The sequence below is a fragment of the Nocardia sp. NPDC056611 genome (genome assembly GCF_042792755.1).
GTDB lineage: Bacteria > Actinomycetota > Actinomycetes > Mycobacteriales > Mycobacteriaceae > Nocardia.
The window spans coordinates 99,033-117,449 of record NZ_JBHTVV010000007.1 but is presented as its reverse complement, the minus strand read 5'-3'; the positions used below and the strand labels follow the sequence as shown (position 1 = coordinate 117,449).

The 18,417-nt window shown below is 69.2% G+C and carries 17 protein-coding genes; 11 read left to right on the top strand and 6 right to left on the bottom strand.

Annotated features, from left to right (window positions below; all coding sequences use genetic code 11):
• Positions 1 to 18 precede the first annotated feature (18 nt).
• Positions 19 to 1,548: a glutamate decarboxylase gene (locus ACFRAQ_RS30910; RefSeq protein WP_379105907.1), complete on the bottom strand. Its 1,530-nt coding sequence runs from the start codon at positions 1,546 to 1,548 to the stop codon at positions 19 to 21.
• 341 nt (positions 1,549 to 1,889) lie between these two features.
• Between ACFRAQ_RS30910 and ACFRAQ_RS30905 the strand changes: the two genes are divergently transcribed.
• Together ACFRAQ_RS30905 and ACFRAQ_RS30900 are read left to right on the top strand one after the other, a co-directional pair.
• The gene (locus ACFRAQ_RS30905) at positions 1,890 to 3,272 is read left to right on the top strand and encodes a dipeptidase (protein WP_379105905.1); all 1,383 of its coding nucleotides are present in this window, start codon (positions 1,890 to 1,892) and stop codon (positions 3,270 to 3,272) included.
• 114 nt (positions 3,273 to 3,386) lie between these two features.
• Positions 3,387 to 4,163 (top strand): hypothetical protein, encoded by a 777-nt coding sequence (locus ACFRAQ_RS30900; RefSeq protein ID WP_379105903.1) that lies wholly within the window; start codon positions 3,387 to 3,389, stop codon positions 4,161 to 4,163.
• A 54-nt stretch (positions 4,164 to 4,217) separates the two neighbouring features.
• On the opposite strand, the gene ACFRAQ_RS30895 is transcribed toward ACFRAQ_RS30900, so the two are convergent.
• Positions 4,218 to 4,862, bottom strand: coding sequence for an MBL fold metallo-hydrolase (locus tag ACFRAQ_RS30895; RefSeq protein ID WP_379105901.1), 645 nt, complete (start codon positions 4,860 to 4,862; stop codon positions 4,218 to 4,220).
• A 225-nt stretch (positions 4,863 to 5,087) separates the two neighbouring features.
• Between ACFRAQ_RS30895 and purS the strand changes: the two genes are divergently transcribed.
• Entirely contained in the window at positions 5,088 to 5,321 is a 234-nt protein-coding gene (gene purS, locus ACFRAQ_RS30890) for a phosphoribosylformylglycinamidine synthase subunit PurS (RefSeq protein ID WP_357089657.1), read from the top strand.
• Entirely contained in the window at positions 5,318 to 5,995 is a 678-nt protein-coding gene (purQ, locus tag ACFRAQ_RS30885) for a phosphoribosylformylglycinamidine synthase subunit PurQ (protein ID WP_379105899.1), read from the top strand. The genes purS and purQ overlap by 4 nt, the downstream gene beginning before the upstream one ends.
• A 21-nt stretch (positions 5,996 to 6,016) precedes the next feature.
• Here the strand turns inward: purQ and ACFRAQ_RS30880 are convergent, their stop codons facing one another.
• Complete coding sequence (locus ACFRAQ_RS30880; RefSeq protein WP_379105897.1) at positions 6,017 to 7,090, bottom strand: substrate-binding domain-containing protein; 1,074 nt, start codon at positions 7,088 to 7,090, stop codon at positions 6,017 to 6,019.
• A 78-nt stretch (positions 7,091 to 7,168) separates the two neighbouring features.
• Here ACFRAQ_RS30880 and ACFRAQ_RS30875 point away from each other — a divergent pair, with 78 nt between their 5' ends.
• Both ACFRAQ_RS30875 and ACFRAQ_RS30870 read left to right on the top strand, forming a co-directional pair.
• Entirely contained in the window at positions 7,169 to 7,579 is a 411-nt protein-coding gene (locus tag ACFRAQ_RS30875) for a MarR family winged helix-turn-helix transcriptional regulator (protein ID WP_379105895.1), read from the top strand.
• Between the two features lie 24 nt (positions 7,580 to 7,603).
• A complete protein-coding gene (locus ACFRAQ_RS30870; protein ID WP_379105893.1) occupies positions 7,604 to 8,923 on the top strand; it encodes a M18 family aminopeptidase in 1,320 nt (439 codons plus the stop codon).
• 69 nt (positions 8,924 to 8,992) lie between these two features.
• Here the strand turns inward: ACFRAQ_RS30870 and ACFRAQ_RS30865 are convergent, their stop codons facing one another.
• On the bottom strand, positions 8,993 to 10,252 hold the full coding sequence (locus tag ACFRAQ_RS30865) for a glycosyltransferase 87 family protein (protein WP_379105890.1): 1,260 nt from the start codon (positions 10,250 to 10,252) through the stop codon (positions 8,993 to 8,995).
• A 360-nt stretch (positions 10,253 to 10,612) separates the two neighbouring features.
• On the opposite strand from ACFRAQ_RS30865, the gene purL reads away from it, so the two are divergent.
• Positions 10,613 to 12,907 (top strand): phosphoribosylformylglycinamidine synthase subunit PurL, encoded by a 2,295-nt coding sequence (gene purL / locus ACFRAQ_RS30860; protein WP_379105888.1) that lies wholly within the window; start codon positions 10,613 to 10,615, stop codon positions 12,905 to 12,907.
• 223 nt (positions 12,908 to 13,130) lie between these two features.
• On the top strand, positions 13,131 to 13,781 hold the full coding sequence (locus ACFRAQ_RS30855; protein ID WP_379105886.1) for a zinc ribbon domain-containing protein: 651 nt from the start codon (positions 13,131 to 13,133) through the stop codon (positions 13,779 to 13,781).
• 51 nt (positions 13,782 to 13,832) lie between these two features.
• Here ACFRAQ_RS30855 and ACFRAQ_RS30850 read toward each other — a convergent pair whose 3' ends face one another.
• Positions 13,833 to 14,120 (bottom strand): YiaA/YiaB family inner membrane protein, encoded by a 288-nt coding sequence (locus ACFRAQ_RS30850; RefSeq protein WP_379105884.1) that lies wholly within the window; start codon positions 14,118 to 14,120, stop codon positions 13,833 to 13,835.
• Positions 14,121 to 14,270: 150 nt separating this feature from the next.
• Between ACFRAQ_RS30850 and ACFRAQ_RS30845 the strand changes: the two genes are divergently transcribed.
• Genes ACFRAQ_RS30845 through ACFRAQ_RS30835 form a run of 3 tightly spaced genes read left to right on the top strand, consistent with a single transcriptional unit; the run spans position 14,271 to position 17,043 of the window.
• Positions 14,271 to 16,004 (top strand): alpha/beta hydrolase, encoded by a 1,734-nt coding sequence (locus ACFRAQ_RS30845; RefSeq protein ID WP_379105882.1) that lies wholly within the window; start codon positions 14,271 to 14,273, stop codon positions 16,002 to 16,004.
• A 1-nt stretch (position 16,005) separates the two neighbouring features.
• Positions 16,006 to 16,647, top strand: a complete 642-nt coding sequence (locus tag ACFRAQ_RS30840) for a CPBP family intramembrane glutamic endopeptidase (protein ID WP_379105880.1) — start codon at positions 16,006 to 16,008, stop codon at positions 16,645 to 16,647.
• A gap of 9 nt (positions 16,648 to 16,656) precedes the next feature.
• Positions 16,657 to 17,043 carry a sterol carrier family protein gene (locus ACFRAQ_RS30835; protein ID WP_379105878.1) on the top strand — a complete coding sequence of 129 codons (387 nt, stop codon included), beginning with the start codon at positions 16,657 to 16,659 and terminating at the stop codon, positions 17,041 to 17,043.
• A 3-nt stretch (positions 17,044 to 17,046) separates the two neighbouring features.
• Here the strand turns inward: ACFRAQ_RS30835 and ACFRAQ_RS30830 are convergent, their stop codons facing one another.
• Positions 17,047 to 18,390, bottom strand: a complete 1,344-nt coding sequence (locus tag ACFRAQ_RS30830; RefSeq protein ID WP_379105876.1) for a YhgE/Pip domain-containing protein — start codon at positions 18,388 to 18,390, stop codon at positions 17,047 to 17,049.
• Between the last annotated feature and the right edge of the window lie 27 nt (positions 18,391 to 18,417).

The following is an 18,417-nucleotide window of genomic DNA, read 5'->3' as shown; positions in this document are numbered from 1 at the left end:
CCGAATCCTCGGCCGCCGTCACTTCTTCCCGGCCTTCTTCTTGGTCTTGGACTTACGCGCCGCGTGTTTGTGCTTGCCGGTGGCGGTCTTGGTCTTCGCGCCGGTGGCCGGCTCGCCATCGGTCTTCGCGTGCCCGCCGAGCTCGGCCTTGATCTTCGCCTGGAGCTCCGCGGTGGGCACCGCCGCGTCGGCGTTGTGGGTGAAGCCGCCCGCGTCCTCGCGGGTGAGCGAGGTCGTCAGCGGGTGCTTGTCGAGCACCTTCATGCCGCGCGCCAGGTCGTCGAGCAGCAGATCGGCCATGTCGTGGGTGAATCCGTGCCGCAGCACGGCCCGCATGATGGTCTCGTCGGCACGGTCGGCGGGCAGCGGGTAGGCCGCGATCAGCCAGCCGCGGGTGCGCAGCCGGTCGGACAGGTCGTAGAGGCTGAGCTTCGACGCCCCCGACGTCTTCCAGGAGACCGCTGTGATGCCGTGCCGGGGGTCGGAGTCGTGGATGAGTTCGAACGGCCCGGTCTCGGTGAGCCCCTCGGCCAGATGCTGTCCGGCGCTGTAGATCGCGGTCTGCACATTGCGGTAGCCGGTGCGGCCGAGCCGGATGAAGTCGTAGTACTGGGTGACGGCCTGCCCGCCGGGCCGGGAGAAGTTCAGATTGAAGGTGGGCATATTGCCGCCCAGATAGTCGACGTTGAAGATGAGTTCGTCGGGCAGGTCCTCCTTGGTGCGCCAGATGGCCCAGCCCGCGCCCAGCGGGGCGAGGCCGGTCTTGTGGCCGGAGGCGTTGATGGACTTGACCCGGGGCAGCCGGAAGTCCCAGCGGATCTCGGGCGCGCAGAAGGGGGCGAGGAAGCCGCCGCTGGCCGCGTCGACGTGGATCGGGATGTCGAGTCCGGTCCGGTCCTGGAGTTCGTCGAGGGCCCGGCTGACGCCCTCGACGTCCTCGAACAGGCCGGTGAAGGTCTGGCCGAAGGTCGGCACCACCATGATGGTGTTCTCGTCGCAGTACGCGGCGATGTCGTCGGGGTGCATGGTGTAGCGGTCGCCGCGCAGCGGAATCTGGCGGATCTCCACGTCGAAGTAGCGGGCGAACTTCTCCCAGCACACCTGCACCGGTCCGCACACGAAGTTGGGGATGCCGCGCCCGCCGCGCTTGCGCCAGCGGAATTTCGCGGCCAGTCCGCCCAGCATGGCCGCCTCGCTGGAGCCGGTGGTGGAGGTGCCGAGAGTGCCCAGGGCGTCGGGCGAGTTCCACAGGTCGGCGAGCATGTGCACGCAGCGCTGCTCGAGCTCGGCGGTCTGCGGGTACTCGTCCTTGTCGACGATGTTCTTGTCGAGGCACTCGTTCATCAGCCGCCGGGCCTCGTCGTCGACCCAGGTGGTGCAGAAGGTGGCCAGGTTCATCCGGGAGACGCCGTCGAGCAGCAGTTCGTCGTGCACGATCTGGTAAGCGACCTGCGGGAAGATCTCGTGTTCGGGAAAGCCCCCGTGCGGTGCGCCGCGCTTGATACCGGGCATCGCGAAAACGTCGTCGGGTTCCAGAATGCCGGTCATGAGGCTCCGATCTCGCGCACACCACGGTTTGCCACATCGATGGTAGCCAGATCGTCTCATCGAAACTGGTTCTGCAACCTACCGTTTCGTAATCGGGAGATAGTTGCTGAACGGTTACTATTCAGCCTTGCGGCGGCGATCGGGTTCGGTGTTCGGCCTGGAAGGGGCCAGTGATGACCGGCACGGTGACCGAGGGGGCGACGGCCACCAAGTATGTACGTGGCGATCGTCATCATCACCATCTACTGGGTGGCGGTGTTCGTGTCCTCGTAGGGCGCCGGCATGAAGACTGGGTGACACGGTCGATTCCGACGACCACCACTGACCACGGGAGGATGCCCATGACCGGTACCGTTGAAACCGAGGATGATTCGGCCACGGCCGCCCTGCGCGCGGCGGTGAGGGAACTCATGCCGCGGGCGAAAAGCGATCTCGCCCAGCTCGTCTCGTTCAAGTCGGTGTACGACGCCCGGCAGTTCCCGATCGAGGAATGCGAGAAGACCGCGAAGTGGGTGGCCGACGCCTTCAGGGCGGAGGGCCTCACCGATGTCGGACTGTACGAGACGCCCGACGGCAGCAAGGCCGTGGTCGCGCGCAGCGAGACCCCCGCGGGCGCGCCGACCATCCTGCTGTACTGCCACTACGACGTGCAGCCGCCGCTCGACGACGCCGCCTGGCAGACCCCGGTCTGGCAGCTCACCGAGAAGAACGGCCGCTGGTACGGGCGCGGCGCCGCCGACTGCAAGGGCAATATCGTCATGCACCTGACCGCGCTGCGGGCGCTGCGCAAGGTGTACGGCGACGACTTCCCGGTCGGGCTGGTGCTGGTGTCGGAGGGCTCCGAGGAGCAGGGCACCGGCGGCCTGGAGGAGTTCGTGCCCGGCAATGCCGACCTGCTGCGCGCCGACACCCTGCTGATCTGCGACTGCGGCAACTTCGCGGTCGGCGTGCCCACCTTCACCCAGACCCTGCGTGGCAATGTGAACGTGGTCGTCACCGTCGAAACACTGTCCAGCCCCATGCATTCCGGTATGTTCGGCGGCCCCGCGCCGGACGCGCTCGCGGCCATGATCCACCTGCTGGGCACGCTGCGCGACGCGGAGGGCAACACCACCGTCGACGGCCTGCGCAACGACCAGGTGTGGGAGGGTCACGACTACCCGGAGGCCCAATTCCGTTCCGACGCGGGCGTTCTCGACGGCGTCGGCCTGGTGGGCGGCGGCAAGGTGGCCGACATGCTGTGGGCGCGACCGGCTCTGACCGTGCTCGGCATGGACGTCCCGGCCGTGGTCGGCTCCTCGGCGGCCATCCAGCCGAAGACCCGGGCGCGCCTGAACCTGCGCATCCCGCCGGGCACCAAGCCGGACGAGGCGCTGAAAGCCCTGACCGCGCACCTGAAGTCGCACGCGCCGTGGCACGCGAAGGTGACCGTGGAGACCGAGGCCACCGGTTCGCCGTTCGTCGGCAGCGCCGACGGCCCGGCGCGGCAGGCCATGTCGTCGGCCATGGAGGCCGCCTACGGGCGGCCCGCGACCACCGAAGGGCAGGGCGGTTCGATCCCGCTGTGCACTGTCTTCGCCGACACCTATCCGGAGGCCGAGATCATGCTCATGGGGGTCGAGGAACCCAAGTGCCTGATCCACGCGCCGAACGAGAGCGTCGATCCGACGGAGATCGAGAACATGGCCCTCGCCGAGGCGCTTTTCCTGGCTTCCTACCGTTAGATCAGGTCAGCGGTATTTTTTTCGCGTTCTGCCGTGGGCGTGCCGGAGTCGGTGAACACTTGACTGGTCATATCGGTCAGAGAAGGGAAGGTTCGCCGACTCGAGGGAGCCAGCATGAAGCACGGCAGAACCCCGGCCACCGCGGCCGCGTTCCTCACCACCGTCACACTCTCATCGCTGTTCATCACCTCCGGCACCACCACGGCCGCCCCGGAAGACGTCACCGTCACCGCGAGCCTGGCCGACAGAACCGCCTCGATCGCACTCGACAACGGCAGCTTCGCCGTCGAGAACGGCAATCTCGTCATCCGCGAGCCGGGCGGGCAGGTCGTCCGCACCCTGGCGCTGTACTACAAGGTCGACGACCTCCGGTACCCGATCCGGGCACTGGTCTCCGACCAGTCGGTCGAGCTGACCCCGGAATCCGATCCCGGCCAGGCCATCCTCGATCCCGGCCCCGGCACCCTGCCGATGCCCGACACCCAGCAGCAGCAACAGGACAGGTTCGACACCACCGTCGCGCAGGGCGCGGCCATCGGCGCGCTCGCCGGCGGCATTCCGGGAGCGGGGGCGGGTTGTGTCCTCGGCGCGGGACCGGGCGCGGGCGTCGGAGCCATCGCGGGCGGTGTGCTCGGGTTCATCGCGGGCATCATCGCGGCCGCGCTGCTGGCGCCGATCATGGTCTCCGGCGAGATGGCGCTGGCGCCCGGATTCGCGGCGGCCGGTGCGGCGCTCGGCGTCGCGGGCGGTGCGATCACCGGCACCATCGGCGGCTGCACCCTGGGCGCGGCCATCATCGGCGGCGCGAGCGCCCTGGTCGGTGCTCTGGTGGGCGCCGGGGTCGGGGCGGCGGTCGCGCAGTTCACCACGAATCCGCCTCCGCCGCAGTAGTTTCCACGAACTCGCGCCGCCGGGCGGTGGCCGCTCCCGCCCGGTGGCGCGGAATCAGAATTCGGCGTTGTCCTCGGGTTCCACGACCCGGAATTCGGTATTGGCCGGACCCATTTCGGCCAGTCGACCGAAATAGATCCCCTGTGCCGCGGGCTCGATGATCCCGTAGTGGATGGGGAAGGCGATGCGGGGATTAACCGCCCGCAGGTAATCGACGGCCTCGCTGATACGCATCCACGGTGCGACGGCGGGAATGGCGAGAACCCCGACCGGTGTCGGCGGAACCCACAGTGAATCACCGGGATGGACGAGTTGGGACGGATCTTCCGCGGTGCCGAGTTGGAAGACAGTGTTGTCTATTACCGGGATCTCGGGGTGGATGACCGCGTGCCGGCCACCGCCGCCGGTAATTTGGACGTCACCGACTTTTAGAACATTTCCGGCATGGACCGCCTCCCAGGGCTCACCCCGCTGCAGCGCGGTCTGCGGGTCGGACAACAGCCTGGCCTGCGGATTCGCCTCGATCAGAGCCCCGATCCGGTTCGAGTCGATGTGGTCGGGGTGCTGATGGGTGACCGCGATCGCGTCCAATCCGGTGATGCCCTCGAATCCGTGCGAGAAATTGCCCGGATCGAATAGGATCTTCGCGCCGTGCAGTTCCACCAGAATGCAGGAATGTCCGAAATGGGCTATGCGCATGGGACAACGGTAGCCCCGCACCGGCCTGGCACGCTCCGTCAGTCGCCCCGGGTCGCGGCGGACCCCGCTGTGGCGCAGGCCACGGACGGGCTGTGGCGCAGGCCACGGACGGTCGGCCCCGGCGCGGCCCGCGCCGCCCAGGCCAACTACGCTGATCAGCGATACCCCCCCGCTCGGCCTGGCATGCATGGACCGAGCGCCGCCCCACCAGCTGAGGAGCAACGCGTGGCACGTGTCGTGGTCGAGGTGATGCCGAAGGCCGAGATCCTGGATCCGCAGGGACAGGCCATCGTCGGAGCGCTGGGGCGTCTCGGGCACCCCGGGATCTCGGATGTGCGGCAGGGCAAGCGATTCGAGCTGGACGTCGCCGACGACGTCAGCGACGCCGATCTCGAGCAGATCGCCGAAACGCTGCTGGCCAACGTCGTGATCGAGGACTGGAAGGTCGTCCGGCTGTGAGCGCCCGCATCGGTGTCATCACCTTCCCGGGCACGCTCGACGACGTCGACGCCGCCCGGGCCGTGAAACTGGCCGGATCCGAGCCCGTTTCGCTGTGGCACGCCGATGCCGACCTCAAGCAGGTCGACGCGGTCGTGGTCCCCGGCGGGTTCTCCTACGGCGACTACCTGCGCGCGGGCGCGATCGCCTCGATGGCCCCCGTCATGGGTGAGGTCATCAAGGCCGCCGAGCAGGGCATGCCGATCCTGGGCATCTGCAACGGCTTCCAGATCCTGTGCGAGGCGGGCCTGCTGCCGGGCGCGCTGACCCGCAACGAGGGCCTGCACTTCGTCTGCCGCGACCAGTGGCTGACCGTCGAGCAGACCGACACCGCCTGGACCACCCGCTACGAGCCGGGCGCCCAGATCCTCATCCCCGTCAAGAACGCCGAGGGCCGCTTCCAGGCGTCCGCCGAGGTGCTCGACGAGCTCGAGGGCGAGGGCCGCGTGGTCTTCCGCTACGCGGGCGGCAACCCCAACGGGTCGCAGCGCGACATCGCGGGCATCACCTCCGCGAACCGTCGCATCGTCGGCCTGATGCCGCACCCCGAGCACGCCACCGAGCCGCTCACCGGCCCCAGCGACGACGGCCTGGGCCTGTTCCTGTCCGTGCTGGACAGCCTGGTCTCCGCGTAACACGCGAGCACGACCGAACAACTAGATTCCGTCGAGGATCTCGAAGTCGATGCCGCCCGCCCTGGCCAGCCAGGTCGGGCGGATCGCTTGTCGGCCCTCGAATCCGAGCTCGCCCCACGGGGTTTCGACGACCGGACGGTCCGCGATCGCGGACTGGATCCGCCGCACGTCCAATGATCCGGCCAGCTCCGCCATGCCGCGCAGGGTGTGGACGGCCTCGTAACTGGTGTTGCTGAAGTTCGTCAGGGAGGGCGCGAAGCCCCCGTGTAGTCGGCGATAGCGGTCCAGCCGCTCCCGGTCGTGCGGGCCGTTCACGAAGAATCCGGACGGCACGAACAGATTGTGGTTGGCGCCGCCGCCCGCGGCCAGCAGCACGTTCTCGTCCACCGCCGGGCTCACCCGGACCTGCTGCGCGGTCCGGCCGGTGCGGGTGAACTGCACATTGAAGCGGGCCACGTCCGCGCCCACCAGCAGCACGATCACCCCGTCCGCCTGATCCAGCCGCGGATCGTCGAGGAAGTCCCGGAAATCGCGGGTGTTCATGGGCACGAACACCTCCAGCGGGATCAGGTCCGGATCCGTGAGCGCGGCCCGCACGGCCGCCGCCGTGCGCCGCGGCCACACGTAATCGTTGCCGATGATCGCCCAGCGGCGCGCGTCGCAGGAGCGGCGCAGCCAGTCCAGGGCGGGCAGGATCTGATGCCGGGGGTCCGCGCCGATCATGAACAGGCCCGCGGGAGCCGAAGCCGAGTTCAGGCCCTCGTGATCGGTGGCGAACAGATACGGCACCTGCCCCGCGGTCACCCGCTCCACCGCCCGCCGCACCGCCGAGGTGTGCCATCCCGTGACAGCCCGCACCAGGCCGGTGGACAGCAGCGCGGACACCTCCGCCGCCACCACGGGCGGTTCCCGGCCCCCGTCTATGTGGGTGACGCGCAATTCTCTTCCCAGAATTCCGGTACCGGAGTTGATTTCTTCCAACGCCAGAGAAATGGCGGCCTCACAGGAAGGCCCGAAGATACCGCCGGGACCCTGCTGCGGAACTATGTTGATGATCTCGAAGACGTTCTCGGGATTCCCGTCGAACGGGGACATCGGTTACCCTTCCCCTCGTTCAAGCGGTTTTTCTGACGGGCGGGAAATATGGCGACAATTCTAGGTGGATTTTCCACCTTGCATGGAGCCCTCCGGGCGGCCGAGCGGAGTTGGCTTCGTCACCTGGACGCCGCGCTGTGCGCGCGACGGCTGACCGCCGACCAGTGGTGCATGCTCACCAACCTCTCCGCCGACATCGGCATCACCATGAGTGAACTGGCGACGCGGGCCCAGCTGGCCCCGTCCTCGGCCACCCGGCACGCCGATCACCTGGCCGAGCGCGGACTCATCTTCCGGGTCGCCGCGGCCGACGACCGCCGCCGCATCCTCATCGGATTGAGCCGCCGCGGCGAGGAACTCGTCGCCGAGGTGCGCGCCGAGGAAGCCCGCGCCGAGGCCGACATGCGCCGCAGTCTCGGCAGTGACGACTACCTCGAACTGGTCCGCCTGCTCGGCCGGGTCGCCGAAGCCCCGCTCCCCGGGAACTGAACCGAGGTTCCTTAGTATCGGGGGATGCCTGTTGCCGAGACCACCGCGACCGCCGCCGGCCTGTGTGAATTCATCGATGCCTCCCCGTCGCCGTTCCACGTCTGCCGCACTGTCGCAGCGGAACTCGACGACCTCGGCTTCACCCGGCTCTCCGAATCGGCGCCCTGGCCCTCCAGCAGCGCGGGCCGCTACTACGTGGTGCGCGGCGGCTCGCTGGTCGCGTGGGCGGATGGCGGACCCGGCACGCCCACCGGCTTCCGCGCCGGGCAGGCCACGCCCTTCCGCGTGGTCGGCGCGCACACCGACAGCCCCAACCTGCGGGTGAAGCAGCACCCGGACCTGGCCGTCGCGGGCTGGCAGCTGGTCGGGCTGGAACCCTACGGCGGGGCCTGGCTCAACTCCTGGCTCGACCGCGATCTCGGCATCTCCGGGCGGCTCTCGGTACGCGATGGAAACATGGTGCGGGAGAAGCTGATTCGCATCGACGAGCCGCTCCTGCGGGTGCCGCAACTGGCCATCCACCTCTCCGACGACCGGCGCGGGGTACAGCTGGACCCGCAGCGGCACGTGAACGCGGTGTGGGGGATCGGCGGCGAACCGCGATCGTTCATGGCGTTCATCGCCGAACGGGCCGGCATCGAGGCGGACGCGGTGCTCGGCTGGGAGCTGATGACCCATGATCTGGTGCCGTCCAAGCTGATCGGCCGCGACCTGGATCTGGTGAGCGCGCCCCGGCTCGACAATCAGGGCACCTGCTACGCCGGCCTGCGCGCCTTCCTGGTCGCCATCGCCGAACCCGGCGCGGCGGTGCCGGTGCTGGCCATGTTCGACCACGAGGAGGTCGGCAGCCAATCCGACCGCGGCGCGCAATCGGACCTGCTGCCCACGGTGCTCGAACGCATCGTGCTCACCCGCGGCGGCGGCCGCGCCGAATACCTGGCGGCCCTGTCCGGTTCGATCTGCGCTTCGGGCGACATGGCGCACGCGACCCACCCCAACTACCCGGACCGGCACGAACCGGCCCACCGCATCGAGGTGAACGGGGGACCGGTGCTCAAGGTCAACCAGAACCTGCGCTACGCCACCGACGCCACCGGCGCGGGCGCCTTCGCGCTCGCCTGCGCGCAGGCCGACGTGCCGCTGCAGCGCTACGTGCACCGGGCCGACCTGCCCTGCGGCTCCACCATCGGGCCGATGACCGCGGCCCGCACCGGCATGCCCACGGTGGATGTCGGCGCGGCCCAGCTGGCCATGCACTCGGCGCGGGAAATGATGGGCGCGGCCGATGTGGCCGCGTACGCGGCGGCGCTCGCGGCGTTCCTGACGCCGGAAGCCGTGCGCTGATCGAGCTTCCGAAACGACGAAGGGCCGCCCGCGCGATCCGTACGGGCGGCCCTTCGTCGTTTCGGGGTGCTAGGCCTGCGACAGTTCGGCGTCGGCCGCCGCGGGCTTCGGGTGATACGTCAGTGCCGCCACCACGAACACGATCAGTGTGAACAGCACGTAGCTGTTGCCGACGATCTGCTGCCACCAGTTCCAGGTGAGCTCACGGTCGTGGTCGTGCGGGAGCAGCCACATCGGGCCGATCGCGAACATCACCACGGCCGCGCCGACCGCGCCCAGGAACCACGGATTGCGGCGGCCGCGGGAGATCGCGTCGGCGGCCACGATCAGCGCGGGCGCGATCCACACCCAGTGATGCGACCAGGAGACCGGCGAAACCAGCAGCACCGCCGCGGCATTCACCATCAGCGCGGCCACGTTCGAGCCCGCGTCCAGCAGTCGCTTCATCCACAGCGCGGCCAGGGCCACCGCGGCCACCGACAGCACCAGCCAGATCAGCGTGGACATCGAGGTCGAGTAGCCGAGCCGGAACACGAAGCCCTTGATCGACTGATTGCCCGCGTACCAGGGCGGCCCGATGCGGCCGGTATCGGCCAGGGTGTGGAACCAGTACTCCGGCGAATCGTGCGGGAACAGCACGAAACCGACCGCCACCGCGCCGATGGCGGACACGATGAGCGTGATCGCGCCCTTCCAGTCCTTGCGCAGCAGGAAGTAGAGGAGATAGCCGCCGGGGGTCAGCTTCACCGACACCGCGATGCCGATCAGCATGCCGCGCGGCCAGAAGGTCTTGCGCGCCAGGCAGTCCAGCGCCACCGCGGCCATCAGCACCAGGTTGATCTGGCCGAACCCGTAGGTCTGGCGGATCGGTTCCAGCAGTTGCAGCAGCGCGACCGCGCCGACCACGATCGCCAGGCGGGTCTGCCAGGCCAGGGTCGGGCGGATCCGGTCCAGCACCACCCACAGGGTCACGCCCAGCGAGGCGATCGACACCGCCAGCACCGCCCATTCGGCGACCGCCAGCGGCATCAGGGCCAGCGGCGCGAAGAACAGCGCGGCCAGCGGGGGATAGGTGAACGGCAGTCCGAGTCCGTAGACCGGCGGCATCGGGCCGTACAGATCCTTGCCGTCGAGCCAGGCCCGCGCACCGTTGCGGTACACCTGCAGGTCGATGTATCCGTGCCAGAGCTTGGCCTGATAGCTGATGAAAGCGGACACCGCGAACAGTGCGACCGCGACCAGGAGCAGCTCTCCCTGCCGTCGAGTCAGCCCCGCAGGCGTGGTCACGGGTTGTTCGGTCGGATCCGCGACCCCGGATCGATCGTTCACCGCCACAGAGTAGCTCCCCCGCCTCCCCGAGACTGCTCCCCCGCCTCCCCGGGACTTCAGCGCACGGCTCGGGTGCCGCGGCCGGACCTGCATGCGGACCGGCGGCCGGGAGCCGAGGCAATTTCGGGCATACCCGGCGAGTTACCCCGGTCGGCGGCGAATCAGTTGGCGCTTCGGCACACGAAACCCGTAGTGGGTGTGGGCGGGGCTGTGAGTGCCGCGAAGTGGTCCCGGACACAGCGATGGGCGGGGTAAGGGCCTGATTTGGTCGGCAATTAGACTCGGTTCGTATCTCGCCGACATCCAGCCACGCGGGCATTCGCTTCCGACCTGCCCGGCCGAAAGGACTCTGGTATTCCCGTGACCAGCCACGTCGATACCGTCAGCAACGCCGCGGCCACCTCGGACCACCCGCAGCCCTACAAGGAACTCGGCCTCAAGGACGACGAGTACGCCCGGATCAAGGAGATCCTCGGGCGCCGTCCCACCGATGCCGAGCTCGCCATGTACTCGGTGATGTGGTCGGAGCACTGCTCCTACAAGTCCTCCAAGGTGCACCTGCGCTACTTCGGTGAGACCACCACCGACGAGATGAAGAAGTCGATGCTCGCGGGCATCGGCGAGAACGCCGGCGTGGTCGACATCGGCGACGGCTGGGCGGTCACCTTCAAGGTCGAATCGCACAACCACCCCTCCTACGTGGAGCCCTACCAGGGTGCGGCGACCGGCGTCGGCGGCATCGTGCGCGACATCATGGCCATGGGCGCGCGCCCGATCGCGGTGATGGACCAGCTGCGCTTCGGCGCGGCCGACCACCCGGACACCCGGCGCGTGGTCGACGGCGTCGTCCGCGGTGTCGGCGGCTACGGCAACTCGCTGGGCCTGCCGAACGTGGGCGGCGAGACCGTGTTCGACTCGTCCTACCAGGGCAATCCGCTCGTCAACGCGCTGTGCGCGGGCGTCATGCGGGTCGAGGACCTGCACCTGGCCTTCGCCTCCGGCCAGGGCAACAAGATCATCCTGTTCGGCGCGCGCACCGGCCTCGACGGCATCGGCGGCGTGTCCGTGCTCGCCTCGGACACCTTCTCCGGCGACGAATCCGGCTCCGGCCGCAAGAAGCTCCCCAGCGTCCAGGTCGGCGACCCGTTCGCCGAGAAGGTCCTCATCGAGTGCTGTCTCGAGCTGTACCACGCCGGACTCGTGGTCGGCATCCAGGACCTCGGCGGCGCCGGCCTGTCCTGCGCCACCTCCGAACTGGCCGCGGCCGGTGACGGCGGCATGCTGGTCGACCTGGACCAGGTCCCGCTGCGCGCCGCCGGCATGACCGCCGCCGAGATCCTGTCGAGCGAATCGCAGGAGCGCATGTGCGCGGTCGTCACCCCCGAGAACGTGGACGCCTTCATGGCCGTCTGCAAGAAGTGGGATGTCAACGCCAACGTCATCGGTGAGGTCACCGACGGCGACCGCCTGGTCATCACCTGGCACGGCGAGACCGTCGTCGACGTGCCGCCACGCACCGTCGCCCACCAGGGCCCGGTCTACGAGCGCCCGGTGCAGCGGCCCGCGGATCAGGATGCGCTGAACGCGGATTCGGCCTCGCGCCTGAACCGCCCGCAGACCGGCGACGAACTGCGCGCCACCCTGATGAAGATGCTGGCCAGCCCGCAGCTGTGCTCGCGCAAGTGGATCACCGAGCAGTACGACCGCTACGTGCGCGGCAACACCGTGCTCGCCGAGCACGCCGACGCCGGCGTGGTCCGCATCGACGAGGAGTCCGGCCGCGGCATCGCCCTGGCCACCGACGCCTCCGGCCGCTACACCAAGCTGGACCCGTACACCGGCGCGCAGCTGGCGCTGGCCGAGGCCTTCCGCAATGTCGCCGTCACCGGCGCCACCCCGAAGGCCGTCACCAACTGCCTCAACTTCGGTTCGCCGGAGGACCCGGGCGTCATGTGGCAGTTCCAGCAGGCCGTGCGCGGTCTCGCGGACGGCTGTGCGGCCCTGGGCATTCCGGTCACCGGCGGCAATGTGTCCTTCTACAACCAGACCGGCCAGACCGCCATCCTGCCGACCCCCGTGGTCGGCGTGCTCGGCGTCATCGACGATGTGCACCGCCGCATCCCGACCGGCCTGGGCACCGAGCCCGGCGAGACCCTGATCCTGCTCGGCGAGACCCGCGACGAGCTCGACGGCTCCATCTGGGCGCAGGTCGAGCACGACCACCTCGGCGGCCTGCCCCCGAAGGTCGACTTCGCCCGCGAGCAGCTGATCTCCGAGATCCTGGTCTCCGGCTCCCGCGACGGCATGGTCTCCGCCGCGCACGACGTCTCCGAGGGCGGCCTCATCCAGACCGTCGTCGAGGCCGCGCTGGCCGGCGAAACCGCCTGCCGCATCATCCTTCCCGAGGGCGCCGACCCGTTCGTCACCCTCTTCTCCGAGTCCGCCGGCCGCGTCCTGGTCGCCGTCCCCCGCTCGGAGGAAACCCGCTTCACCAAGATGTGCGACGCGCGCGGCCTCCCCTGGGCCCGCATCGGCGTCGTCGATGACGGCTCCGACTCCGTCGAGGTCCAGGGCCTGTTCAAGGCCACCCTCGACGAGCTCCGCGCCGCCCACGAGGGCACCCTCCCCGCCCTGTTCGGCAACGCCGACCACTGAGCGGTCGCCCACGGCGCTGAACCGTAGCGGCCACACGGCCGTAGAAACGATCGAGAGCCCGCCCGGTTCGTCCGGGCGGGCTCTCGCCATCCACGGCCGCGGCCGGTGCGGTACGTATGTTGCGCTTTGTGATCTCCCGCCGATATCAGACCTGTTGGTGCTCGGATGGTTCCCGCGCGCCTTCGACGTATTCACATCGGCTGCAAAGGAATCGAACACCACCATGGCCGCGCCGGTCGTCTTCACCAGCAACTATTCCGATATGTCGAACGACGAGGGCTTCCAGTGGGACTTCCACTGCGACCGATGCAGAACCGTCTACCAGTCCGCGTTCCAGCAGAACTACCTCTCGCGGGGCCGGGGCCTGCTGCGCGTGCTGCGGGACCTGTTCGGTGACCGTTTCACCGTGCTGAACAAGGCGTCCTCGGCCGCCGACAGCTACTCCAACAGCTGGGGCAGCTCGTCCTCGAGCACCAAGGACAAGGCTTTCGCCACCGCCATCAGGGAAGTGGAGCCGAACTTCCGGCTGTGCGGGGGCTGCGGTTCCTGGATGTGCGCGCGCAACTGCTGGAACGAGCAGGTGGGCCAGTGCACGGGTTGTTCACCCCTGGTCCAGCACGAGATCGCGCGGGCGCAGGCCGCCGCCCGCGGTGAACAGATCCAGGAAGCGGCGCGGGGTCAGGACTGGGCCCGGCAGCACGACATCTCCACCCCCGCCCGGGTTCTCTGCCCGACCTGCGGTTCCAACACCACCGGCGGTCGGTTCTGCGGAGCCTGCGGCACCGCTCTGGACCTGCGTTCGGGCTGCCGCGGCTGCGGGCACCAGATCCCGGTGGGGTCGGCGTTCTGCTCGAATTGCGGGCAAGGTCAGTAGCATTCGCGGCCGTCGGCGCGGTGGGACCGGCCGCGCGGCGGGGCGATCAATTCAGTTGATCTTGAAAGGATCGTGTTCGGCCATCAGTTTCTCCATGCGCGCCTCGTCGATGCGCTGGTGAACCTTCGACGATTCATGCTGGTCGCGAATGACTTTCGCGAGGGTGAAGCTGCTGCTGACCAGGAACAACATGGCCATCAGGAGGAAGCCGCGCTGCCAGATGTCGAGGGGGAGGTAGGCGATGCCGATGATCAAGGCGCAGAAGCTGATTCCGAAGGCGATCGCGGCCTGCGCCAGGAACGCGGTGGTGGACTTGGTCTGCGCGCCGGGGTTGCTCATGAATCCGAGTGTGGCTGGCGCACCGTCGAATCGACCGAGTACATCTACTCGAGTCGGGTCGGTAGAAGCCGTGTCCGACACGCCCGGATGATGGCCCCTCTCACACGTGGGGCTCCCCGGATTCGGGCCGGTTGCGTCCATACTTGACGGGTGCTGGACTCCGCCCACGCCCTGACCCGGTTGCGCACACGCGCCGCCGTGGTCGCGCGGCGGGCGGAGGACATCATCGACCTCAATCACACGGGGTTGGTGGTGGCGACCATCTTCTTCGCGTGGTCGGTGACGCCCTCGCTGGTGCCGCGGGATTGGTTGTTCCAGGGCCTGATCTCCGGGATCAACGCCGCCATCGGGTACGGCGTCGGGTGCGTGCTGCAATGGGCCTTCCGGCGGTGGGTGCGGCCGCGGATTCCGGTCGAGACCCCGCCCGAATGGGTGGGCTACCTGGTGAAGGTCGTCGTGGTCGTGGCGTGCGCGCTGGTGGCGGGCGCCATGCTGGTGCTGTCCGCGGACTGGCAGCGTGAGATCACCAGCCTCATGAACATGGAGGGCACCACCCGCGCCGCGTATCTGCGCACGGGCGGGCTGAGCGTGGCGGTCGGCGCGCTCGTCGTCGCCGTCTACCGGACGCTGCGGGAGGCGGTGCGGTTCCTGGCCCGGTTGCTCAGCCGGTGGGTGAAGGTGCCGCCCGCGCTCGCGCCCGCCATCGGGGCGCTACTGCTGACCGTGCTGATCGTGACCCTGTTCAACGGTGTCGCCACCCGGGCCTTCTTCGCGGTCGCGAACTCGGCGTTCAGTGTGCGCAACGACAAGATGAGCGACTTCGCGGTGCAGCCGATGAAGCCGGAGCGTTCCGGGAGTCCGGCCTCGCTGGCCACCTGGGAGACGCTGGGGTCGGAGGGACGGTGGTTCGTCTCGCACGGACCCGATCCGGTGTTGATCAGCGCTGTCACCGGAAAGCCCGCGCGCGAACCGATTCGGGTCTACGTGGGCCTGAAATCGGCGACCCAGGACATGCGCGAGGAGGACATGGCCGTCGCCGAACTCGAGCGCACGGGGGCCTTCGACCGCAAGGTGCTGGTGCTGGCCACCACCACCGGGACCGGCTGGGTGAACGGGGAGGCGGCCGCCGCGCTCGAATACATGTGGGGCGGCGACACCGCGATCGTCGCGTCCCAGTACTCGTATCTGCCGAGCGTGCTGTCGTTCCTGGCGGACCGCGAGAAGGTCGCGGCCAACGGGCGCACCATGTTCGACGCGGTGTACCGGGCCTGGTCGCAACGACCGGCCGACCATCGGCCCAAACTGCTCGTGTACGGGGAGAGCCTCGGCTCGCAGGGCTCCGAATCCGCCTTCGAGGGACTGGCCGATCTGCGCTCCAAGGTCGACGGCGCGCTGTGGGTGGGGCCGCCCAACTCGAATCGACTGTGGCGGCAGTTCGTTCAACGCCGCGACCCGGGCACCCGGGAAGTGGATCCGATCTACGCCGACGGGCTGGTGGTCCGATTCGCCGCCACCGCCGAGGATTTGAACCGGCCCTCGCCGGAGTGGCGCAAGCCGCGCATCGCCTACCTGCAGCATCCGTCCGACCCCATCGTGTGGTGGTCCTCGGATCTCATCTTCTCCCAACCGGATTGGCTGTCCGAACCGCGCGGCGCGGACGTGTCCTCGCAGATGCGGTGGTGGCCGTTCGTCACCTTCTGGCAGGTCGTCGCCGACCTCACCAACGCCCAGGGCGTCAGCGACGGGCACGGCCACCGGTACGGCTCCCTGGTCCTCGACGGCTGGGCCGCCGTCGCCGCGCCGCCGGACTGGACGCCGGTCCTCGGGGAACGCATCCGCACCCAGATCGAACTCGCGGAGGCGTACGAGCGGGCGGTCAAGTAGCGTGCGCGCCCGGGCCCGCGCGCTGCTGCATCCGAAAGCCCTGGCCGCCATGGCGATACCGCTGATCTGGAGCGACTACCTGCTCCCGGCCCTGCGCCTGGACGTGCGCGGCCGCACCGCCGCCAACGCCGGCTACGCGCTCGCGTACACCCTCGCCTTTCGGGGAGACCCGAACTTCCGGTCCCGCCGCGGCATCCGGGCCGGAGCCGTCGCCGCGGCCACCGTACTGTCCGGCTACGCCGCGGCCCTCGCCATTCCGGCCGCCCGCCGCCACCTGGCCGGACTCGCCGACCGCGGCGCCGGCGTCTCCACCCTGGAATGGACCGCCCTGCACATTCCCGGCGGCACCGTCCTGACCGAGGAACTCGTCTACCGCTCCACCCTGACGCCGCAGCTGGAACGCATGGCGGGCGAGCTCGGAACCGCGGCGGGCGCACTGGTTTTCGGCCTCTCCCACATCCAGCCCGCGCGTGCCGCCGCCGACCCGGTCACCGGCGCCGTCGCCCTCACCACGGGGGCGGGTCTGGCGTTCGACCTGCTGCGCCGCCACACCGGCAGCGCCACCGCCCCGGCCCTGCTGCATCTGGCCCTCAATGCGGGCGGAGCCCTCGCCCCTCGACTGGCCCGCCGCCTCGCGCAGTAGCCTCACGGCATGGCGCGACGAGGTGCGGTGGATCCGGCGGCGGTGCGAGCGGCGGTCGCCGCGGTGGGGGAGTGGCTGCGCGACGACTCCGCGCCCGCGCCCGCCCGCACCGAGCTCGCGGCGGCGGTCCGCGGCACCGCCCGGGCGCTCGCGGCCGACGCCCCCGGCCACTCGGTCGAGGTGCGGGTCCCGCCCTTCGTCGCCGTCCAGTGCATCGAGGGCCCCAGGCACACCCGCGGCAATCCGCCCAATGTTGTCGAAACAGATGCTCGGACTTGGCTGTTGCTGGCGACCGGTCTGCTCGACTTCGGCGCCGCGGTGGAATCGGCCGCCCTCACCGCCTCCGGCAGCCGTGCGGGCGAGGTCGCGCGCTGGCTGCCGGTCGTCCCGCTCTGAGTGCTACGCCGCCGCGTCCGGCAGGGTCGCGGGCTTGCGCTCCAAGCCCTTCCGGTCGTAGAAGCGCGTGATGAACAGGCCGAACACCACGCCGATGGTCAGGCCGAGCAGCGCCATCCAGACGCCGCGGGTCAGGCCCGCCTGCCCGTCGCCGAAGAAGTAGAGGATCGAGCGGGTGCCCAGGAACACCTGGTGCATGGGCTCGAACGTGGCCAGCCAGCCGAAGTACTTCGGGGTCGCCTCGATCGGGATGGTGCCGCCCGAGGACGGCAGGCCCAGGATGATGAACACGATCAGGTTGATGATCAGGCCGGCGGTGCCGATCGCGGCCAGCGTCGAGGCGCAGGTGAAGCCGACAGCGGTGATCACCAGCGCGCCGTAGAGGAACAGCAGGAGCGGTCTGTCGATCGGCATGCCGAGCAGCGACGCGATGCCCTCCAGCGCCCCCGACACCACCACCGCCATCACCGCGATCGCCGACCACTTGATCAGCAGCGTGCGCACCCGCGAGATGGACGCACGCGGATAGTGCACGTACCAGGGACCCCACTCGGTCGGCAGGAAGCCGAGAGCGGAGTCGATGAGCTGGTGGATGATCATCGCGCCGACCATGCCGACCAGCAGGAGCAGCAGGCTGTAGAAGAAGGCCGTCAGCCCCTCGCCGGAACCGCCCGGGAGCGGCCGGAACTGCTCGGTCACGATGTCCAGCGGTTGCGCCAGCACCAGCCTGGTCGCGGCCGACAGTTCGGTCGGGGGCGCGCCCGGCGGCGGAGTCAACTGCTTGGTGACCTGATCGGTCAGCTGCTTGCCGACCTCGGCGTTCACCTGGGTGAGAGCTTGCTCACCGAACTTCTGCACCACCGCGGTCGCGAACGCGCCGGTGCGCGGATTGGTCTGCAGCGTCAGCACCGGCTTGGAGATCTCACCCGGCACCACGCTGCCGACCCCGAGAATGCCGAGCCGCTTGGAGAAGTCGCTGGGAATGATGATGGTGCCGTACACCCGCGCCGACTGCATCTGCAGCTGCGCCTCGTTGATGCCGAGCACCCGCAGATCGATCTTGTCCGCCGGGACTGCCTTGGTGAGACCGTCCGCGACCTGATCGCCGAAGTTCACGTGCCGGACCTGATCGCCGGTCTTCAGATCGTCACCGACATCCTGGTTCACCAGGGCGATCGGGAAATCGTGCAGATTCTTCTCCGGGTCCACGACGTAGTCGAGATACATGACACCCAGGAGCGAGGCCAGCAGCGTGACCACCACGATCGGGAACGCCCACCGGATCGGGCTCAGATGCCTGCGTCGCGGACCGGTTTCCGCGCGACCGGTGCTGTCGGTGCTCGCCACCGTCGCACGCTAACAGCAAACCGCCTG